Origin of the sequence: Fodinicurvata fenggangensis DSM 21160 (assembly GCF_000686045.1) — a bacterium.
Classification (GTDB): Bacteria; Pseudomonadota; Alphaproteobacteria; order Kiloniellales; family DSM-21159; genus Fodinicurvata; species Fodinicurvata fenggangensis.
Window position 1 is genome coordinate 24,876 of the sequence record NZ_JMLV01000017.1, and the last position, 18,887, is coordinate 43,762.

An 18,887-nucleotide genomic window follows, 5' to 3' on the forward strand; every position below is an offset into this window, starting at 1 on the left:
CGTCAGCTCATGAATTCGGGCAGGGCGGGCAATGGCAGTCCGAGCACACGGTCGAAGGTCAGGAACAGAACCAGGCTGACCACCGCACCAGAAACAGCGGATTTGTGCCACTGGCTGCCAAGCAGTCGCCCAAGCAAGGCCACCGCCACGAAGGTGATCAGTAGAAAGCCCAGCCTTTCCAGCAGCAGGGCGTAACTCACCAGGATGCAGATGGCCGCCAGCTGCCGCAGCAATGCCGCACCGCGCGGCCAATCCGGGTTGGCGTCGGGCCGCAACAGCAGGAAAAGGCTCAGCACCGCCACGGGCACGGACAGCATCACGGGAAACGCTGCGGGCCCCAGAGGGTCGCCGAAACTTGCCTCGTAGGTGCCCGCAGTCAGTCCATACCAGATCGCAGCGGCCAGGAGAACCAGGCCGACAATGCGATCTGTCATTCGATAACCCCGATCTCCCGCGAGATCTGGTTCATCTGCTCGGCCTGTTCGTTCACATAGGCCTCGAATTCCTCACCGCCGCGCCAGACGGGCACCAGCCCGCTGCTCCGCGCGGCTTCCTTCCATTCGTCACTCTCGTAGAGGTCCGACAGGCGTTCCACCCAGCTTTCGTAGACCTCGTCGGAGACCTCACCGCCAGTATAGAAACCGCGCCAGTTGTAGCCCGTGACTTCATAGCCCTGTTCGATGGCCGTGGGGGCATCGGGGAAAGCCGGGATGGGATCGTCGGACAAGGCGGCCAGGATGCGGATGTCGCCGGATTCCACGAAACCGGCAATCTCCCCCAGGTCCGTGGAAACCAGATCCACCTGTCCACCCAACATCTGGGTCACGGCCGGGCTGCCGCCGTCGAACTGGACCCAGCGGATCTGCTTGTAGTCCTCGGCAGAGATGCCTGCGGCGTCGGCAAGCATCAACAGGCGGATATGATCCCAACCACCGGCCCCCGAGGACCCCGCTGTCGGGACCGAGCCCGGATCTTCCTTCAAGGCCTCGACCAGGTCGTCCAGATCCTCCATCTCGGAGTCGGCCGGCACGACCAGGACACCCACGTCGGTGCCCAGCATGGCAATCCAGCGCATCACGTCGGTGCCCGCCGGATACTTGTCCTGGGCAATCTGTGTAACGCCCACTGTGGAGGTTGCCACCAGCAGGGAGTCATCGTCCGCGCGTTTCGACATGACGTTGGCGTAGGCCGTTGCACCGACCCCGCCCGGCATATTCGTGACCTGGACCGGTTCGTCCACGAGATCCAGATCGTGCAGCAGCTTGCCGACCGTGCGACAGGTAAAGTCCCAACCTCCACCGGGGTCGGCCGGCGCAATGCATTCCGCTGCCTGCGCCTGGAAGGCGCCCAGCGATGCAAAGACCACCGCGGCGCCAAGGGTTCTTGAAATAACTGTCATCATTTTCCTCCCTAGCTTCCTGTTATTCATCCGGCCGGAAGGCCGGCCCTTGATCGGGCTTTATCCGGTTTTCCGGTTCTTGCCCCCTGCCCCTTTCCCTGGGGTCAGATTCCTGCCTGCCCCGGCTCCGTGAAGGCCCGGGCCCCGAATATCCGGCGAGAGTCGCTGATGGCCGCGAGTATGCGGTCGCGCACATCCCGCCCGTGCAGACGAATGGCTCTTGCAGCCCCCTCTTCGTCCTGGGCCCGAATCAACTCGACAATCTCGCTGTGCTCGCGATGGGAAACCGCGCGCGCCTCCTCGGATGAGGCCAGCAGCCAGCGCGGCCGTAAGGTCCGGTTCACCGTGTCGCGGACGGCATCGCGCAGGAAACGGTTGCATGACAACTCGGCAATTCGGACATGAACATCCAGTCCGGCCTCGAACCAGCCGTCGGGGGTAAATGGCTCAAGCCCGGCGTCGACCGTTCGCTGCAACGCATCAAGTTCCTGGGCCATGGCATGGTGGCAAGCCAGCCTGACGGCTGCGTCCTCGACGATTTCCCGATATTCGAATATCTCGCGCAGTTCGCGCAGGTCGAAAGGCGCCACGGCATAGCCGCGCGCGGTGCGCACCACCAACCCCTCGCGGATCAAGGCGGCCAGCGCTTCACGGATCGGCGTGCGGGAGATGCCGTAGACCCCCTGCAGGCCGCGTTCGGACACCACCTCGCCCGGGGCCAGGCCCAGCGACAGGATATCCGCGCGGATGCGGGAATGCGCCAAGCGGCCCAGGTTCTGTGGGGACGCTGTCACTTCATCCTCCCCGGACTGTTGCGCAAGCTGCTCCATGGCTTCCCTCATTGACCCTCCAACATAAATGGTATACCGCATTGGTGGACCAAGGCAACAGCTGTGAAAAGCTCATGGTGGTATCATCTGGAAACACTGCGATCCCCGGTTTTCCCGCTCATGTCGATATCGTGGACGTGGGTCCGCGTGACGGTCTGCAGTCGGAAGGCGCCTGGATCAGCACCGAGCAGAAGATCGAACTGGTCAACGGCCTGATCGACGCCGGACTTCGCCATCTCGAAGTCACCTCCTTCGTCTCGCCACGTGCCGTGCCGCAGATGAAGGACGCGGCCGAGGTCCTGGCGGGCATCGATCGCAGCAAAGGGGCCGTGCTGACCGCGCTGGTGCCCAACGCCAAGGGGGCCGAGCGCGCCGTCGAGGCCGGGGTCGATGCCATGGTGGTCTTCATGTCCGCCTCGGAAAGCCACAACCTGAAGAACGTCAATCGCACGCGCGAAGCCTCCCTGGACGGTTTCCGCAATATCTGCCGCATTGCCGAGCCGGCGGGCATCCAGGTTTTCGGCGCCATCGCCACCGCCTTCGGCTGTCCCTTCGAGGGCAACGTGGCTGCGGAGGAAGTGGTGGATGTCGCCAGGGCCTACCGTGACATGGGCATCACGAAAATCTCACTTGGGGATACCACCGGCATGGCGACGCCGCCGATCGTGCGCGAGCGCTGCCAGGCCCTCAAGACCCACGTCCCGGAGGCGGATATCGCCCTGCACTTCCACAACACGCGCGGTGTGGGACTGGCCTGTGTCTACACCGGCCTGCTGGAAGGGATCACCCGCTATGAAGCCAGCATCGGCGGGCTTGGCGGATGCCCCTTCGCACCCAAGGCCACGGGGAATATCTGCACGGAGGACCTGGTCTACATGCTGCACGAAAGCGGCGTTGCGACCGGCATTGACCTGGATCGCCTGATCGCCGTCTCCCGCCGGACCGAGGAGATGATCGGCCGCAGCCTGCCGGGCCAGGTCATGAAGGCCGGCCCGCGGCTGGAAATCCACGACCTGGGCAGCGTCGCGACAGCCGACGCACGGGCCAATGGGTGAAGACGCAACGTCCCCGACCAGGGCGCCACTCGAGGGCATTCGTGTCCTCGACCTGACGCGCGTTCTCTCCGGCCCCTTCTGCAGCATGATGCTTGGCGACATGGGCGCCGAGGTCATCAAGGTCGAGCCCCCCAAGGGCGATCCTGTGCGCGAACAGGGCGCGATGCCCAACGGCTTTTCCTGGTATTTCGCCGCCTTCAATCGCAACAAGAAGTCCATGGTCCTGGACCTCTACAGCGATGCGGGCAAGGAGGTGCTGGCCCGCCTGATCCGCGACGCTGACGTCATGGTCGACAACTTCCGGCCCGGCGTCCTGGCCCGCATGGGCTTCGACGAGGCGCGGCTGAAGGAACTCAACCCGCGCCTGGTGACCGCTAACATCAACGGCTTCGGCGGCAGTGGCCCCTATGTGGACCGTCCGGCCTTCGACTTCATTGCCCAGGCCATGAGCGGCCTGATGAGCGTCAACGGTGCGGAGGGTGAGGATCCCATGCGCTCGGCGCAGCCGATCACGGATCTCGTGGCCGGTCTCTACTGCGCCTTCGGCATCGTCAGCGCCCTGCGCGCCCGCGACCTGAACGGCGAAGGCCAGCATGTGGAGTCCGCCATGGTGAATGGCGCCATCAGCATGATGGCCTATCTGGCCTCGGAATTCCTGGCCACAGGCAACCTGCCGGAGCGTACAGGCAACAGTCACCCGCTGGTCGCGCCCTATGGCCTGTTCAAGACTTCGGATGGCGAGATCGCGGTGGCTCCCTCCAACGACACCATCCTGACGCGCTTCCTGGATACGGTCGGCGTCGGCCACCTGATGGAAGATCCGCGCTATGACACCAACGAGAAGCGCTTCGCCCGGCGCAACGAGCTGCAGGCCCTGCTGGACGCGGAGATCTCGAAGGAGTCCCAGGACGTCTGGATCGACCGCCTGAACAAGGCGGGCGTGCCCTGCGGGCGGGTCCTGAATCTGGCGGAGGCTTTCTCCGACCCGCAGGTCCAGGCCCAGAAGATGGTCATCGACGTGGAACAGCCGGGCTATGGACCGATCCGTATGCTGGGTTTCCCCGTCAAGCTGAACCGCACCCCCTGCGAGGTGCGCCGGCCTGCACCGGACCTGGGCGCCGACACCGAAAGCGTACTTCAGCAGAGCGGCTTCACGGCAGAGGAAATTGACGCCCTGGAAAAGGAGGGCGTGGTCGCCGCCGGCCTGCTTCAGAAACGCAAGGAAACCGGCGGCTGAACGACAGGCCTGTGCTTCAGAGAACTTCCAGAACGCAGATCTGGCAGCTGTAGCCTTCCTTGCGGTGATAGGGCGCTTCCTTTACCGCCCGGATACTGACCAGGCCGCGTTTTTCCATGTCCTCCAGGTAGTCCGGGTAGCCATCGGCCTCCCAGACTTTCTCATGGACCGTCACGACGATCTGCCCACCTTTCCGGGTGACGCGGGCCAACTCGTCCAGGGCCTTTGGTTTGACGTGGCCGCTGGTGAAGACGCCGACCGAGATGACGGCATCATAGCTGTCGTCGGCAATCTCCAGCGGAACGGTCATGTCCGCTTCGGCCAGCTTGTCATAGGCTTCCTTCTCGCGGGCCACCTCCAGCATCTCCCCCGACAGGTCGATGCCATCGATATTGGTGAAGCCCAGTTTCTTCAGCTCCACGCCAGCCAGTCCGGTGCCGCAGCCTGCGTCCAGAACCTTCGCATCCTTGGCGACCAGGCCGGACAGTTCCTTCGCCACCAGGCCGGGGGCCACATAGCCCATGCCGTCCAGGGTGTCGCGGTCATACTGTTCGGCCCATTCGGCATAGACGCGGCGGGTTTCTTCCTTGTCGCCATCCAGGGCGTACACGCGGCGCAGCAGCGGGTTGTTCTCACTCATGAGCTTCTTCTGTCCTCTCTGTTATGGCTGATGAGCGCGCGACCATAGGCAAAAGGCCCGGTCATGGCAAATCGCCCCCCAGGCTGCGTGCCTCGCCGTTGCTACTCTTCCACCGGCTTTGACCGGGCGCGCTTGATGGTTCCACGCGCCTTCTTCGCGTCCAGGCGCCGGCGCTTGCTGGCCAGTGGCGGCCGGGTCTTCCGCCGCGGTTTGGGGGGCTGCGCCGCCTTGTGCACCAGGGCGACCAGGCGCGCGCGTGCATCCTCGCGATTGCGCTCACGCGTCCGGAAACGCCGCGCCTCTATCACGATCTCTCCGTCCTGGTTCAGGCGCCGCCCGGCGAGCGGCAACAGGCGCTGGCGCACGTCTTCCGGCAAGGCGGGAGAGTTGACGGCATTGAAGCGCAGCTGCACGGCCGTGGCCACCTTGTTCACATTCTGCCCGCCGGGACCGGAGGCCTGGATGAACGTCTCCTCCAGTTCCGATTCCGAAATGGCTATGCGCCCTGTCACCTTCAGGTGGGTCATCCCTTGTGCCTTCAACCTTTCTGCGAACCTGCTATTCTGGAAGCATCATGCGCAACGGCCGAATTCGCAACCGGGATGAGCGTGACGAGTACAGCTTCCGGCCCGTCCGGCGGTCGGATCTTGCCCTGCTCGAGGCCTGGCTGCAGCTGCCGCAGGTCAGCCGTTGGTGGGGCGACCCGGCCGAACAGCTGGCCCTGCTGACCTCCGATCTCGACGAGCCCGACATGGTCATGAAGCTGGTGACCTTCCAGGCAACGCCCTTTGCCTATATCCAGGATTACCCGATCCACCGCTGGCCACAGCCGCACCTGACCCACCTGCCGCGGGGCAGCCGCGGCCTGGATTGCTTCATCGGACGTGCGGAGATGTACGGCCAGGGCCACGGTGCCGCCTTCCTGCGCCGGCGCGCACTCCAGCTCAGGGCCGCCGGCGCCCCGACGGTCGCCATCGACCCCGACGTGCGCAACCTGCACGCCCACCGCGCCTGCGTCAGCGCCGCCTTCCGGGACACAGGCGAGACCGTGACTTCCGAGGGAAAGGTGCGGCTGCTGGTTTTCGAGAGCTGACCAGTCGAGCGGGCCGGGCTAGTAAGCCCAGTCCCGGCCTTCGGCCGTCGCCCGCTCACGTGCACTGGGATTCTTCGAGGGCCGGAAGGGCACTTCGGTCACGGCCGCCTCGACCGGCTGGCCGGAAATCTCCGTATAGGCCTCAGGTAACTCGACCTTCAGCTTGGTGCCCAGTTCGGACAGCGCCCAGGGGACGTAGCCCAGCGCGATGTTGGTCTCCAGCTCCGGCGACCACCAGGGCGAGGTGACATAGCCCACGCGTTCGCCGTTGCTGTTCTGGATCAACCAAAAGTCCGGAGCATAGTCGATGATCGCCTGCCCGCCCAGTTTCATGCCCACCAGCTTCAACGCAAAGGGATAGCGCCCCGCATCAATCTCGGCACGCTGGCGCTCCAGTTCGGCCTTGCCGATATAGTCGGCGGTCTTCTTGCGCGGCACCTGATAGGTCAGGTTCACCTGGAAGGGCGAGGTCTCCACGTCCATGTCCTGGCCCCACGACAGAATGCCGGCAGCAACCCGCCGATGGTGGGCCGGTGCGATCACCCGCAGGCCATAGCTGGCGCCGGCGCCGCGAATGGCGTACCAGATGGATTCGGCCGATTCCGTGGCGTTGCGGACATAGATCTCATAGCCCTTCTCGCCCGTGAAACCCGTCTGGCTGACCACCACGGGGCAGCCGGCCAGGTCCGCTTCCATCAAGCCGTAGTAGGGCAATTGCCCGACAGAGCTGCCGAACAGCTCGGTCATCAGTTCCTCGGACAGGGGGCCCTGCACCTGCAGCGGCGCCACGTCGATCTCGGCAATGTCCACATCCCAGCGCCGGCCGATATTCACCCCCTGCAGCCAGAGCAGCAGGTCGGAATCCGAGATGGAGAACCAGAACTCGTCCTTGGCCAGGCGCAACAGCACCGGATCGTTCAGGATGCCGCCCTTCTCGTTGCACAGGATGCAGTACTTGCCGTGCATGGGCTGGATCTTGGTGGCATCCCGGGTGATGACGAAGTTGACGAAGGCCTCAGCGTCGGGCCCCTTCACCTGGATCTGGCGCTCCACGGCCACGTTCCACAGAGTCACCCGATTGACCAGGGAGTCGTACTCCGCCATGGCACCGCCGTCCTCCGGGCGCACATAGCCGCGCGGATGATACATGCGGTTATAGACCGTCGCCCGCCAGGCGCCGGCCTCGATGGACAGGTGCCAGAAGGGCGACTTGCGGACCCGTGTCGAGATCAGCATCTGCACCGGGGTCGGTCCCGACTGGCGCAGGTTGCAGGGCACCATCCGGTCGGACTGGTCGACGGCCGGCACGTTCGGGTGGGTGCGATCCTTGTGGGTGGCGGGTGTGGTCGGAGACATGGGCAGGGCTCCTTTCATGTCCGCAATGACGCCGTTCGGCGCAAGAGGACCCTCACTTCAAGGCCCTGATGAAAGGACTACCACCTCCACAACCGAAAAGGTGCCTGTGGAACGCCGCCCGAATGCTCAGGGGCGACGGAAAGTCAGGAAAGGACGCAGGACTGGGCCAGGTCAGCAGAGTTTCCGATAACATGACGGCCTTCCCCCCTGCAGCAAGCTCCTCGCATGAATGAAACTCTGCCTTTACCCATACAGAAATGCCATGGACTGGACGCAAGTCGCAATTTGTCGTGAACTGAGTTCACCTTTCATCGTCTAAACGGAACGAAGATCCGATGTCGCGCAAGGTCTATGATCTCCCGCCGTTGACGGCACTGGCCGCCTTTGAAACAGCGGCACGCCATCTCAGCTTCAAGAATGCGGCCGTGGAACTGAACGTGACGCCGGGCGCGGTCAGCCACCAGATTCGGGCCCTCGAGGACGAGCTGGGGGCCCCCCTGTTCGTGCGCCGTCATCGCGGTGTCGACCTGACGGAGGAAGGAGATCGCCTGTTCTCCACCCTGGCTGAGAGTTTTGTGCGGATTTCCCAAAGGTTACGGGAGATCCGGCAACGCAATGAGGAAACACGGGTTACAATCGGCGCGAGTTCGGCCGTGGCCAGCCTCTGGACGGCGAAACTTCTGGCCGGTTTCTGGCATGAACATCCCGACATAACCGTGGACCAGCTTGTCTCGGACACGAGCTTCGGTATCGCGCCGGAACTCGACATGTACATCCGCTACGGCCGTGACCCGAACACCTCCTGGGATCAACATGCGCTCTATCGGGACGTGCTGATGCCCTTGGCAAGCCCGGAGCTGGCCAGGTCATTGCAGGCGCCCTCCCTGGAAACCCTCGCCGCCCAACGTCATATCTACCTGGATTCCCACGACCAGAGCTGGACCCGATGGAGTGACTGGTTCGGGGCATTGAACTGCGCATTGCCCCAGAAGCACGGACTTCGCGTCAACAACTACATGATCGGCCTTTATGCCGCGATGGACGGGTTGGGGCTGATCCTCGGCTGGCGACGTCTCGTGGATCCGATGATCCGGCGCGGCGAACTGGTTGTGGTCAGCGACTACTCTGTCCCGGCCCCGCATTGGTTCTATCTTGTGACCCGGCCAGAGGGCGAACTCTCTGAAGCCGCCTGCAGTCTTCGTGACTGGCTGATCGAGGCGCTGGGAGAGCCGGACGTGCAGGAAGGTTGACCTTCCTTCGGCCCTTCCGGTCGGGCTCTCTATGTCTGTCCAAAATTAGATATTTGGGCCCGGCATTTGACGGAGCATTATCGGTAGAGGAATGGAAAAAGGAGGCGCTATGAGACACGTTCCACCCGGGAACGCCCTAACCGAGTAAGAATCTCAAAGCTTCGAGCCTTAAAGCTCTGCTATCCTGCAAATACGGATAGATAGACAGGCCTTGGGATCCGCACATCAGCAAGGATAGGGGCCGTTGTTCACGGGGAACTGATTATTGCGCTGGCAAACCAATCCTCTCCTTGAGATTTTTGTCGCACGGTTTCTTTGATACGGAGCGCAACTTCCTTGGAGGCACGAGGGAGAGATCGTGAGGAAAGGGTGGCAAGGTTTACGACACGGGAAACCGTTGGCCGCCGTATTGTTGCGGCGCCAAGCGACCATTGCGTACCGTCATTATAGGCCGCAGATGACATGATGGTGTATCCAAGTCCTTTGGTGACGAGCCGTTTGATCTCATTAAAAGCGTCTATCTCAATGGCGACGTTGATAGGCACAGCTTGTTGTCGTGTCTGAGTATCTATGAGGCTACGCAAGCCGTGTTCAGGGCCGGGAAGGATTAGCCTGATCTCGGATAAACGGGCCATGGGGATTGACCCATCGCTATCTAGGTAGGGTTCAATATCTTCATTGCTTCTTCCAACCAAAAGGAGGTCTTCCCTGGCCAAGGGCTCTACTTCGATATCAGGGGGCGGATTTGACCCGAAGGTAACCGAGAGATCCAATGTTCCATCTCGCAGCCATTGAGTCAGATATCCGGACATGCTCTCGACAAGGCGCAACTTGACGTTCGGCATATCGTGCATGCACCTCTCCAGGAGTGGGACTGCAAGCATCGCCGTGAGGGAAGTCGGAAGGCCCACGCGCACCAGTCCAACAGGCGTACTCCGATAGGAGACCATGTCGGCCTCTGCCTCGGAGACTTGCCGAAGGATCACCTTGGCGTGTTGAAGGAGTTCCTGCCCTTCCTGGGTGATTTTGACTCCTCTGGTCTCACGCTCGAATAGTCGAAGACCAAGATTTTCTTCGAGAGTACGAACACGTGCACTCACCGAAGGCTGAGACATGTTGAGCTTTTCGGACGCACGGATGAACGAGCCGGTTTCCGCAATTGCAACGACGCACTTAAGATCTTTCAGATCCATCTATCCACCAGTTCTAGCGCGCCCTCAAGCCCTCGCTTTTTTACGCACCTTCCTGTCAGCCTCCAATATAGCCCTAGCTTGGTCTACAACGGGTAGGTCAATCATCTTGCCTTCAAATTGAGCCGTGCCTCGACCTTCAGCCATCGCCTTCTCGAAAGTCTCGACCAACGCACGAGCCTGCTCAACCTCTGAAGGGGAAGGCGCAAACTCCTCATTCAGAATACCTACCTGATTGGGATGGATTGCAAAGGCGCCCATGAAACCGAGCTCACGTGCTTCCTGGATAGTTGATCTGTAACTCTCAAGATCAGAGAAGCCTGCGATTGAACCCACAAAACCAAGGGGCATGCACCCGGCAGCCTTGGCAGCTGCCACGGCTTGGACATTCGGTGTCATCAATGATGCGTGCGTTGTTTTCATGCCCATTGAAACGGCAAGATCTTCTGGGCCAACGATGATCCCGATAATACGAGAATGCGCTGCAGCAATCTGATTAATGCGTAGCAAGCCCTCCGCCGTCTCGATCATGACAATCAGTTTTGTATGGCCTTCCTCCAGCCCTTGCTCGCGCTCCATCTCCTCAATCACTTCTATCAGACTGAGGACATGCTCCGGAAAAGGAACTTTCGGTAAAGTCAACGCCATGACTGACTGACGGACAGATGCTTCAATATCGGCCACCGCCATTCGCAAAGGGCGGTTTATTCTGACAATTACCTCGCAGCCCTGTTCTGCCAATCGATCAGCGACCTCAGGGAGAGCCTTTCGAGCCTCTTGTTTTTGGTCGGGTGGTATTGCGTCCTCAAGATCGAGTTGAATGCAGTCCGCTCCTCGGTTTGGTGCACCGCGGATAAACTTTTCATTCAATACGGGTACGAACAGAATAGAGCGCCAGAAAGGAAGGGAAGTTTCTGTCATGGTTAGCCTTTCGACCCAGAGCTTTTGCTGCGGCGCTTATCAAGTTCATCTGCGATCTCTTCGTTGTGCTCACCCAGTCGAGGAGCAGGGCGTTTGAAGACACCGGGTGTACCGCTCATGCGTGGGACAATGTTGTGCATCGGCACTTTGCCTACGTCCTCGTCGGGAAGATCGACCAGGACCTCCCGTTCCAGCACGTAAGGGTGGGTCATGAGATCGGCTATGGAGCACACGGGCCCAACGGTCACCCCGGCCGCTTCAAACAGTTCCAGATTCTCGGCCTGGGAGCGTTGTTTGATAAACGCGCCAATGATCTCGTCGAGCTCATCCCGGTTTTCTACACGTGCGTCATTTGTTGCAAATCGCGGGTCATCCTTCAGTTCGGGTCGTCCGATCGTCTCCAGGATCTTCATCGCCATTGACTGCATCGAGCCTGACATCGCGACATAGCCGCCATCGTCACAGATATAAACGTTGCGCGGTGCAGTATGTGAGGACTGATTACCTGCTCTTTCTGTTGGGACACCCGTAAGCTGATACTTCAGAGCTTCCGAAGAGATAATCGAGAGAATAGGCTCGAAGAGCGACAGGTCTATGACCTGGCCACCCTTGTGACCAACTTCAACGGCGCGCAATGCCGTCAAGATTGCGCTTACACCATAGAGACCGGCAACCATGTCCGCCATTGCCAGGGGAGGAAGGGTTGGTGGCTTGTCAGGATGACCATTGAGATAGGCCCAGCCTGACATAGCCTCCACGAGAGTTCCGAAACCGGGACGATTCTTATAGGGCCCTGTTTGCCCCCAACCTGAAACCCTGAGAATGATTAGGTTTGGATTTCTGCAATGGAGCTCCTCCGGGCCCATACCCCATTTTTCCAATGTACCGGGCAGGAAATTCTCAACCAGCACCTGGGCTGTGTCGATCAGGTCAAGAAGGTCACGTTTGCCCTCCTCCGACTTTATGTCGACAGCAAAGCTTCGCTTGTTGCGTGCATAGACCTTCCAATAGATGTCAGTGTCTTCGCATCGCCAGTTTCGCAGATCGTCCCCATTTCCGGGGCGTTCGATCTTGATAACATCGGCCCCGTAATCCGCCAGGACATGTGTGGTCATGTTACCGGCGACCAGCCGGGACATGTCGAGGACACGAACTCCTTCGAGCGGACCCTTTGCGTCAGCATCGTAAGAATGCATCGACTGCTCTCTCATTGTTATGCGAACTCGATGACGGGCTTTACTTCCTGGAAGGCTTTCATGCGCTGAAGCGCCGTATTCACGTCATCCAGTGCGTATCGATTGCTCAGGATTTTCGACAGGGGAATCTGAGACGCGTATTGAGCGGTAAACTCCAGAGCTTGCCAGTAGCTGCGCGAGTCCCCGGAGAACGCTCCAATGACGTTGATATTCTTCTTCACGATCGTGGACGGTTTGACCGTCGTGTCCTTGTCACCGAGCTGCCCCACGATGCAGTAGCGTCCCCCCTTGCGGGCGATATCAAGTCCCTCATTGAATGCTGGTGGATGTCCGGTGAATTCCATCACGATATCTGCGCCACGCCCTTCGGTGAGGCTGTGGATCTTCTCCAAGCGCTCTTCGTGTGTGGTGTCTTCGATCGAGAGCGTATGTTCGGCTCCCAGCTCACCAGCCAGATCGAGCCGGGCTTTAGGCGCCCCGATGGCAATGACGCTGCGCGCACCTCGAGCACGGGCCACCGCTGTTGCAAGCAATCCCAGAGGCCCAACGCCCTGGATCACAACGTGCTCATGTGCCTCGATTTCCCCCAGATTGTTCATCGCGTTCATCACAGAACGAAACGCGCAGGAGCAGAGGCTTGCGAGGTCATCGCTCACAGCTTCTGGGACCTTGATACGTCCGGATTGCGGCATGACATAGCCGTACTCGGAAAAGCCGCCGAGCAGGTAGGGATACTCGGCCATCGTCTCATACATGTAGGCGCGCCGGTTTTCACAGAGCGTGGGTTGCTTCGCGACAGTGCAGTAGTAACAGGAGCCACAGGAGGTATGCGTCCAGAGGATCCGGTCACCAACCTTCAAATCCCGCCCGACGCTGTCGCGCTCGGCGTTATCTCCCATCGCGACAATGCGTCCGGTCATCTCATGACCGATAATCACGGGCAGATTAACTGGAAGCGCCAGGGATCCACTTGCAAGGTGCACATCCGTTCCGCAGATCGAACAGGCTGACGTTTTTACCAGAAGCGAGGACGGTTCGAGTTTCTCCGGGATCGGTACGTCTTCTATGACCAGAGGGTCTCCAAAAGCTCTCAGAACTGCGGCACGGGAAGTTGTAGGAATAGTGGTCATGATTGATAGGCCTCTTAGAACAAGCGGTACCAGAGCGACAGGCTCGGGATAAACGTAAGAAGTGCGAGGGCAAAAACGGCCGCACCAATGAACCAACCGAAATGCCTCAACATCTGTACGATGTGCACATTGTTGGTCCTGGCAGCGACATAGAGATTTGCGGCAAGCGGTGGGGTCAGCAGGCCGATCTCGATGTTCGTCACGACGATGATCGCAAAGTGGATCGGGTCGATGCCGAACTGGGCTGCCGAGGGTGCAAGCAGTGGGCCCATTAGAAGAACTGCGGCATTGGTTTCCATGAACATGCCAACGGCAAAAAGCAGAAGATTCACTGCGATGAGAAACAGGATTGGATCCGCAAAGAGACCGGTCATGAAGATAGCCAGATCTTGCGGCACCTGGTTCAAAATGAGCGCCCTGTTCAGGATCCCTGTCATGGCGATGATCAAGAGGATTGCGCCTGCAGGCAGCACGGCGGCGTAGAAGGTCTGGACCAGGCCTTCCAGGTTCAATGCACGTTGGAGGAGCACAACGGCAATGGCGTAGATACAAGCTACGGCCGCAGCCTCTGTGGGGGTGAAAATACCACCGTAGATGCCGCCAAGGACAATGATCGGCAAGAATAAAGCCGCCAGCGCGCGTGAACGTGCTTTGCTCTTGCTCAAGCTTGCAAGAACACCGGCGTCAGCTTCTGTTTCCTGCGAGCCGGATAGCACGGCTTTCGAGCGGAACCAGTGAACGAAGGAAAATGTCAGGACCAGCAGTGCGCCAGGAACGATCGTGGCTATGAAGAGTTCCGTGATGGATACACCGACCGTTGCGCCATAGATGATCAACGGAATGGAAGGAGGGATCAGAACGCCCAGGAGGCCGGAGGCAGCATTGAGAGACGCAATATAGCCCTTCGGATAGCCCCGGGCAGCCATCTCCGGGCCGAGCGTTGAGCCGATGGCCGCTACAGTTGCTACGGACGAGCCTGTAATGGCACCAAGAAATGCACTGGCCACGATCATTACGTATCCAAAAGAGGCTCTGATACGGCGCAGGGACTTGTCGGCAACAGCGGAGAGCGCTGCGGCAATACCGCCTTTGTTTATGATCTCGCCGAGAAGGATAAAGAGTGGGATGGCAACCAGAGCGAAGCTGGAGACACTGTCGTAGGGAATGCTGCTCAGGGAATCCAGCCAGACATTCAGCCGTTCATCGTTCAAAAAAACGACGAGAGCGAATGCCGCTGCAATAGGCGTGCCGATCAGGAGCAGGCCGAACAATCCGATGATGACGAGGCTCATGCCTCACCTCCCGTGCGCGGCATCCCTGTACAGAGTCGTATGATGTCGAAAGCGGCGTGTATAAACATGAGCGCTGATCCCAGAACCATGAAGCCCATAGGGATCCACAGAGGTGTGCCCAGGTCGATGAGACTTTCCCCCGAAGAGAGGGCATAGGTCAGCAAGTTCCAAGCCAGCCATGTGAAAATGCCAGTGAAAACCGCCATTGCCAGTGTGGCTGTGATGCGAAGGAGGATTCTCAGAAACCTGTTCTTCAGCAGGTCAACAACCTCAATGGTGATGTGTTGGTGCATATAACTGCAGAAAGCAGCCCCCAAGAAGGTCATGGGTGACATTGCAACGAGTGCATATTCGCCAAGGCTCGGTATGGGGAGATTCAGGAGTCTCGCAACGATTGTTACCAGTATCGCAAATATCATCACCACAAGGGATACTGCCGCGACCCGTTTCTCCACTGCCGCAACGCCGCCTTCAATTCTATCCATAATGACCATCAGAGGCCGCCCCGCAGTTGGGACGGCCTCCTTGGTGCCATTCACGGCGTTATTCATTGCTGGCGCCGACGTCCTCTTTCAGTGCCTGGATGCGGTCTGCACCATAGGTGTCTTCCAGTTCCGTCCAGAGTGAACGTCCAAGCTCAACGAACTTGGCCATTTCCTCATCGGACAGCTCATGCACTTCCACACCTGCTTCCCGGATACCTTCCAGATATTCGGCATTCTTCGCGCGATTGTTTTCGATCTGATCACTTGCTGATTCGCTTGCGCAAGCGCTGATGATGTCCTTGTTCTCATCTGAGAGCTGCTGCCAGAAGTGGTCGCTGGCTGTGATCGTACCCATCGCATAGACGTGATTGGTCAGCGTCATGTACTCCTGCGCCTCGAAAAGCCGGGAGTTGTAGGTGATGCTCGCACCATTGTCCTGACCATCCACGGTCCCCTGCTGCAGGGCAACGAAGAGTTCAGGGAATGGCAGGGTTACAGTTTGGACGCCTGCGGCATCAAAGAAGGAGCGAATGGAGATCGATCCCGGAACGCGCAGCTTGAGCCCTTCCAGGTCTGACACTGATTCCACCGGTTGCTCCGAATTCGTTACGGCCCGGAATTCCAGTTCGAAGAAATCAAGCGACTTCATGCCATGGTTGGCAAGTGTCTCCCGGATCGTTGTCTGCAGCACGCCATCCGGATTGTAGAAGACTTCGTCGGCTTCCTCGAAGGAGCTCACGATATAGGGCAGATAGTGAATGTCGAGGAGCGGATCCAAACCGGTCAAGGAACCCGGGTTCAGGAAAGCAAGCTCCAGCCCACCTCGAGAGAGATCCCGTCCGAGGGTTTCGTCACCACCCAGTTGGCTGTCCGGGAATACGGTAACGGAAATGTCACCTCCGGTGTCATCGGTCACGCACTGTGCAAAGGCCTTGCTTGCGTTATCCACCGGGCTGTCCGTGGCGAAGACATGGCCCAGGCGGACATCCTGCCCTTGAGCCATTACTCCAGGTGCAACGCTAGCCGCCAACATCGCGGACAGAGACACAACAATAGCTGTTCGTTTCATGAGTTATTTCCTCCCTAGTGTTTTTACTGAGAATTGTAGATCCGGATTCACCCGTGGTTAATCACCACTGTCTTGGTGACGGTGAATTCCTTCAGGGCTTCAAAGCCCTTCTCGCGTCCGTGGCCGCTTTTCTTGAAACCACCGAACGGAAGCTCGATACCACCCCCGGCACCATAGCCGTTGATGTAGACCTGTCCGACACGCACCCCCTTTGCGAGACGCATTTGCCGGGCGCCAGAATTGGTCCAGATGCCTGCTATCAAGCCATAATCCGTGCCGTTTGCCAGGCGAATGGCATCGTCTTCATCATCAAACGGAATGGCAGACAGGACAGGGCCGAAAACCTCTTCCTTGGCGAGTTCATGATCGCGTGGAACGACCCGGTACAAGGTTGGTGGCACGTAGTATCCGCCTTCCGGGGCTGATTTATGAATCTTGCCCTGAGCCGCGATTTCAATGCCGTCCTTCTCTGCCCGCTCCAGGAAGCCCAGAACACGCTCTTGTTGCGCCTTGGAGATAACCGGACCACAGTTGAGATCGAGATCATGAGGACCAGCCTGAAGTTGCTTGAAGCGCTTGGTCAGGGCGTTCATGAAGTCGTCGTAGATTGAGCGTTCGATCAGGACCCTTGTTCCAGCCGAGCAGGTCTGCCCCGTATTCTGGACGAGTGCGCCAACGATCGATTCGATGGCTTTCTCCTGATCTGCGTCCGGGAAAACGATCTGTGGTGACTTGCCGCCCAGCTCGAGAACACAGGGTACGTGATTGTCCGCTGCTGTCTTCTGGATGATCGTTCCAACCTCGGGAGAACCCGTAAAGGAAATGAGGTCCAGGTCCGGATGCGCACTGAGCGCTGCACCAGCCTCCTCTCCAACGCCTGGTACGATGTTGATGGCGCCTTCCGGGAAACCGACATCCGTCGCAAGTTCGGCAAGCCTGATAACGCTGAGGCAGGCTTCCTCGGCGGGCTTCATGACCGTCGCATTGCCCCCGGCCAAGGCCGCCCCGAGGGCTCTGCCGAACATCTGTGCCGGATAATTCCAGGGAATGATATGACCCGTCACGCCGCGTGGCTCGCGCAGGATCATGACCTGATAGCCAGAGAGGAAAGGAATGGTCTCGCCGTGAAGCTTATCGGCGGCTCCGCCATAGTATTCGAAGTATCGTGCGGCCGCCTTTATGTCGCCGCGCGCCAGCTTGAGCGGTTTACCGGTATCGAGCGCTTCCAGATCCGTCAGTTCATCCTCATGATCGAGGATGGCTTGTCCGAGTTTCGAAAGCAGGCGTCCGCGCTCCACGGCGGGCATCTGCCCCCAGACACCCTCGAAGGCCTTTCTCGCAGCGGCAACCGCAGCATTGATGTCCTCGGCCGTGCCGCACGCTATGACACCAATCTTCTCACCCGTTGAGGGTGCGACCATGTCCAGGGTCTGACCGTTGGAGGATTTCCTCCAGGTACCATCGATGAAAACCGACTCTGCCTTCATGTTTCCTCCCAAATGAAGTTCGGAGGAAAGCCTTGCAGCGGCTTCATCAGTAGGCAAATTTTAAATTTGTTCCTATCCTATAGGGTATATCTATAGGTTCTCTAAGATATGCTTTCTGAAGTTTAAGAATCACGCAGTTGGACTGTGGAGCAATCGCTGCACGTAAGTCGCGATTGGATCCTCGAGATCAATCGCCCATATCGTGAGCCCTGAACACTTCGAGGTTTCGTGGTTCTAGAGCTGTAGGACCAGTCGTCTGGATCTGGCCCGCGAGACACAGACACACAGGAATTCGTTGGCCTCCTGCTCTGCGGGCGAGAGGACCCCGTCGCGATGATCGACCTCACCAGCAACGACATCCACCATACAGCTGCCACAGAGCCCCTCGTAGCAACCGAACTCCACTGGGACATCATGGGCCCGCAGTACATCCAGGATGCTCTCTTGCGGACCGACCTCCAGAACCTTTCCGCTCGATTGCAATTCTATCTCGAAGCTATCGTTCTCTTCCGTGGCGAAAGTGGCCGCCGCCGCGAAACGCTCGAAATGGATGGCGCCTCCGCGTAGGTCGCTGCCGGCGTTCAGCACCTCTTCCAGCATCGGCTCGGGCCCGCAAACATAAACGTCCCCGCCGACCGGTACCGTCTGTATCACGGCCGCGATATCGAAGCGTCCGTCGCTGTCGCTGCAATGAAGATGATAGTGGTCACCCAAGCTCATCTCGCGAAACTGCGAGTCCATGGCTGCCAGCTCCCGCGAGCGCACGACATAGAAGACGCGAAAATCCGCCCCCCTGCATTGCAGCTCGCGGACCATTGGCAGAATCGGAGTCACGCCGATTCCCCCCGTAATCAGGGTAATATGCTTGCTGGTTTCCGCCAGAGCGAAATGGTTTCGCGGACCGCCCAACTCGACCTCGTCCCCGATCGCCAGGCCATGCATGGCCGTTGAGCCGCCCCGCCCATCGGGCTCTTGCTTGACGGCAATATTGAACCACCGGCCCTCGGAATCCCAGGTGCACAGGGAATATTGGCGCACCATGCCGGGCGCCAGCCCGATATCCACATGGGCTCCGGGCTCGAGACCCTCGAGAGGACCGTCGAGAACCTGGAAGCGGAACTCCGCAATCTCATCGGTGAGATTGACCTTGTTCAGCAATCTTGCGCGGTGCGAACTCATCTGCACCTCCTCTCGGCCTCTCCAGCTCTCCGTTTCCAGGCACGCGTCCTGCCGTTTCGTTTGCGCATCCGGTCGGCC

19 protein-coding genes are annotated in these 18,887 nt (G+C 59.5%); 4 read left to right on the forward strand and 15 right to left on the reverse strand.

All coding sequences use genetic code 11. From position 1 onward, the window contains the following. Positions 1-2: 2 nt before the first annotated feature. From BP38_RS0116925 to BP38_RS0116935, 3 genes are all read right to left on the reverse strand, one after another. Positions 3-434, reverse strand: a complete 432-nt coding sequence (locus BP38_RS0116925) for a tripartite tricarboxylate transporter TctB family protein (RefSeq protein WP_026988700.1) — start codon at positions 432-434, stop codon at positions 3-5. Further along, a complete protein-coding gene (locus tag BP38_RS0116930) occupies positions 431-1,402 on the reverse strand; it encodes a Bug family tripartite tricarboxylate transporter substrate binding protein (RefSeq protein ID WP_211250382.1) in 972 nt (323 codons plus the stop codon). The genes BP38_RS0116925 and BP38_RS0116930 overlap by 4 nt, the downstream gene beginning before the upstream one ends. Before the next feature lie 101 nt (positions 1,403-1,503). Continuing rightward, complete coding sequence (locus tag BP38_RS0116935; protein WP_211250384.1) at positions 1,504-2,241, reverse strand: GntR family transcriptional regulator; 738 nt, start codon at positions 2,239-2,241, stop codon at positions 1,504-1,506. Positions 2,242-2,303: 62 nt separating this feature from the next. On the opposite strand from BP38_RS0116935, the gene BP38_RS0116940 reads away from it, so the two are divergent. Then, positions 2,304-3,284, forward strand: a complete 981-nt coding sequence (locus tag BP38_RS0116940; RefSeq protein ID WP_035725754.1) for a hydroxymethylglutaryl-CoA lyase — start codon at positions 2,304-2,306, stop codon at positions 3,282-3,284. Further along, positions 3,277-4,521 (forward strand): CaiB/BaiF CoA transferase family protein, encoded by a 1,245-nt coding sequence (locus BP38_RS21265; RefSeq protein WP_035725729.1) that lies wholly within the window; start codon positions 3,277-3,279, stop codon positions 4,519-4,521. Before BP38_RS0116940 ends, BP38_RS21265 begins: the two co-directional genes overlap by 8 nt. A gap of 16 nt (positions 4,522-4,537) precedes the next feature. Here the strand turns inward: BP38_RS21265 and BP38_RS0116950 are convergent, their stop codons facing one another. Together BP38_RS0116950 and arfB are read right to left on the reverse strand one after the other, a co-directional pair. Then, positions 4,538-5,161 (reverse strand): class I SAM-dependent DNA methyltransferase, encoded by a 624-nt coding sequence (locus tag BP38_RS0116950; protein WP_026988704.1) that lies wholly within the window; start codon positions 5,159-5,161, stop codon positions 4,538-4,540. A gap of 101 nt (positions 5,162-5,262) precedes the next feature. Continuing rightward, positions 5,263-5,688 (reverse strand): alternative ribosome rescue aminoacyl-tRNA hydrolase ArfB, encoded by a 426-nt coding sequence (gene arfB, locus BP38_RS0116955; protein WP_035725732.1) that lies wholly within the window; start codon positions 5,686-5,688, stop codon positions 5,263-5,265. A gap of 47 nt (positions 5,689-5,735) precedes the next feature. Between arfB and BP38_RS0116960 the strand changes: the two genes are divergently transcribed. Next, positions 5,736-6,254: a GNAT family N-acetyltransferase gene (locus tag BP38_RS0116960; protein WP_051609493.1), complete on the forward strand. Its 519-nt coding sequence runs from the start codon at positions 5,736-5,738 to the stop codon at positions 6,252-6,254. 18 nt (positions 6,255-6,272) lie between these two features. Here BP38_RS0116960 and BP38_RS0116965 read toward each other — a convergent pair whose 3' ends face one another. Further along, the gene (locus BP38_RS0116965) at positions 6,273-7,610 is read right to left on the reverse strand and encodes a glycine cleavage T C-terminal barrel domain-containing protein (RefSeq protein WP_051609494.1); all 1,338 of its coding nucleotides are present in this window, start codon (positions 7,608-7,610) and stop codon (positions 6,273-6,275) included. 335 nt (positions 7,611-7,945) lie between these two features. Between BP38_RS0116965 and BP38_RS0116970 the strand changes: the two genes are divergently transcribed. Continuing rightward, complete coding sequence (locus BP38_RS0116970) at positions 7,946-8,860, forward strand: LysR substrate-binding domain-containing protein (protein ID WP_026988708.1); 915 nt, start codon at positions 7,946-7,948, stop codon at positions 8,858-8,860. Between the two features lie 248 nt (positions 8,861-9,108). On the opposite strand, the gene BP38_RS0116975 is transcribed toward BP38_RS0116970, so the two are convergent. From BP38_RS0116975 to BP38_RS0117015, 9 genes are all read right to left on the reverse strand, one after another. Beyond that, the gene (locus BP38_RS0116975) at positions 9,109-10,053 is read right to left on the reverse strand and encodes a LysR family transcriptional regulator (protein ID WP_026988709.1); all 945 of its coding nucleotides are present in this window, start codon (positions 10,051-10,053) and stop codon (positions 9,109-9,111) included. Positions 10,054-10,077: 24 nt separating this feature from the next. Then, positions 10,078-10,971 carry an HpcH/HpaI aldolase/citrate lyase family protein gene (locus BP38_RS0116980; RefSeq protein ID WP_026988710.1) on the reverse strand — a complete coding sequence of 298 codons (894 nt, stop codon included), beginning with the start codon at positions 10,969-10,971 and terminating at the stop codon, positions 10,078-10,080. A 2-nt stretch (positions 10,972-10,973) separates the two neighbouring features. Further along, a complete protein-coding gene (locus BP38_RS21270) occupies positions 10,974-12,167 on the reverse strand; it encodes a CaiB/BaiF CoA transferase family protein (RefSeq protein ID WP_155992487.1) in 1,194 nt (397 codons plus the stop codon). Positions 12,168-12,184: 17 nt separating this feature from the next. Continuing rightward, positions 12,185-13,297: a zinc-binding dehydrogenase gene (locus BP38_RS0116990; protein ID WP_026988711.1), complete on the reverse strand. Its 1,113-nt coding sequence runs from the start codon at positions 13,295-13,297 to the stop codon at positions 12,185-12,187. Between the two features lie 14 nt (positions 13,298-13,311). Continuing rightward, the gene (locus BP38_RS0116995; protein ID WP_026988712.1) at positions 13,312-14,589 is read right to left on the reverse strand and encodes a TRAP transporter large permease; all 1,278 of its coding nucleotides are present in this window, start codon (positions 14,587-14,589) and stop codon (positions 13,312-13,314) included. Continuing rightward, positions 14,586-15,140, reverse strand: a complete 555-nt coding sequence (locus BP38_RS21275; protein WP_051609496.1) for a TRAP transporter small permease — start codon at positions 15,138-15,140, stop codon at positions 14,586-14,588. The genes BP38_RS0116995 and BP38_RS21275 overlap by 4 nt, the downstream gene beginning before the upstream one ends. After that, positions 15,133-16,143, reverse strand: a complete 1,011-nt coding sequence (locus BP38_RS0117005; RefSeq protein ID WP_026988713.1) for a TRAP transporter substrate-binding protein — start codon at positions 16,141-16,143, stop codon at positions 15,133-15,135. The genes BP38_RS21275 and BP38_RS0117005 overlap by 8 nt, the downstream gene beginning before the upstream one ends. A 47-nt stretch (positions 16,144-16,190) precedes the next feature. Continuing rightward, positions 16,191-17,630, reverse strand: coding sequence for an aldehyde dehydrogenase family protein (locus tag BP38_RS0117010; RefSeq protein WP_035725735.1), 1,440 nt, complete (start codon positions 17,628-17,630; stop codon positions 16,191-16,193). Positions 17,631-17,864: 234 nt separating this feature from the next. Beyond that, positions 17,865-18,809, reverse strand: coding sequence for a PDR/VanB family oxidoreductase (locus tag BP38_RS0117015; protein ID WP_026988715.1), 945 nt, complete (start codon positions 18,807-18,809; stop codon positions 17,865-17,867). Positions 18,810-18,887 lie beyond the last annotated feature (78 nt).

Bases quoted from the DNA above. Each gene is read 5' to 3' on its own strand.
- BP38_RS0116925 (WP_026988700.1), bottom strand. From the start codon at position 434: ATGACAGATCGCATTGTCGGCCTGGTTCTCCTGGCCGCTGCGATCTGG.
- BP38_RS0116995 (WP_026988712.1), bottom strand. From the start codon at position 14,589: ATGAGCCTCGTCATCATCGGATTGTTCGGCCTGCTCCTGATCGGCACG.
- BP38_RS0116990 (WP_026988711.1), bottom strand. From the start codon at position 13,297: ATGACCACTATTCCTACAACTTCCCGTGCCGCAGTTCTGAGAGCTTTT.
- BP38_RS0117005 (WP_026988713.1), bottom strand. From the start codon at position 16,143: ATGAAACGAACAGCTATTGTTGTGTCTCTGTCCGCGATGTTGGCGGCT.
- BP38_RS0116970 (WP_026988708.1), top strand. From the start codon at position 7,946: ATGTCGCGCAAGGTCTATGATCTCCCGCCGTTGACGGCACTGGCCGCC.
- BP38_RS0117010 (WP_035725735.1), bottom strand. From the start codon at position 17,630: ATGAAGGCAGAGTCGGTTTTCATCGATGGTACCTGGAGGAAATCCTCC.
- BP38_RS0116975 (WP_026988709.1), bottom strand. From the start codon at position 10,053: ATGGATCTGAAAGATCTTAAGTGCGTCGTTGCAATTGCGGAAACCGGC.
- BP38_RS0116940 (WP_035725754.1), top strand. From the start codon at position 2,304: ATGGTGGTATCATCTGGAAACACTGCGATCCCCGGTTTTCCCGCTCAT.
- BP38_RS0116965 (WP_051609494.1), bottom strand. From the start codon at position 7,610: ATGTCTCCGACCACACCCGCCACCCACAAGGATCGCACCCACCCGAAC.
- BP38_RS21270 (WP_155992487.1), bottom strand. From the start codon at position 12,167: ATGCATTCTTACGATGCTGACGCAAAGGGTCCGCTCGAAGGAGTTCGT.
- BP38_RS0116960 (WP_051609493.1), top strand. From the start codon at position 5,736: ATGCGCAACGGCCGAATTCGCAACCGGGATGAGCGTGACGAGTACAGC.
- BP38_RS0116950 (WP_026988704.1), bottom strand. From the start codon at position 5,161: ATGAGTGAGAACAACCCGCTGCTGCGCCGCGTGTACGCCCTGGATGGC.
- BP38_RS0116980 (WP_026988710.1), bottom strand. From the start codon at position 10,971: ATGACAGAAACTTCCCTTCCTTTCTGGCGCTCTATTCTGTTCGTACCC.
- BP38_RS0117015 (WP_026988715.1), bottom strand. From the start codon at position 18,809: ATGAGTTCGCACCGCGCAAGATTGCTGAACAAGGTCAATCTCACCGAT.
- arfB (WP_035725732.1), bottom strand. From the start codon at position 5,688: ATGACCCACCTGAAGGTGACAGGGCGCATAGCCATTTCGGAATCGGAA.
- BP38_RS0116930 (WP_211250382.1), bottom strand. From the start codon at position 1,402: ATGATGACAGTTATTTCAAGAACCCTTGGCGCCGCGGTGGTCTTTGCA.
- BP38_RS21275 (WP_051609496.1), bottom strand. From the start codon at position 15,140: ATGAATAACGCCGTGAATGGCACCAAGGAGGCCGTCCCAACTGCGGGG.
- BP38_RS21265 (WP_035725729.1), top strand. From the start codon at position 3,277: ATGGGTGAAGACGCAACGTCCCCGACCAGGGCGCCACTCGAGGGCATT.
- BP38_RS0116935 (WP_211250384.1), bottom strand. From the start codon at position 2,241: ATGAGGGAAGCCATGGAGCAGCTTGCGCAACAGTCCGGGGAGGATGAA.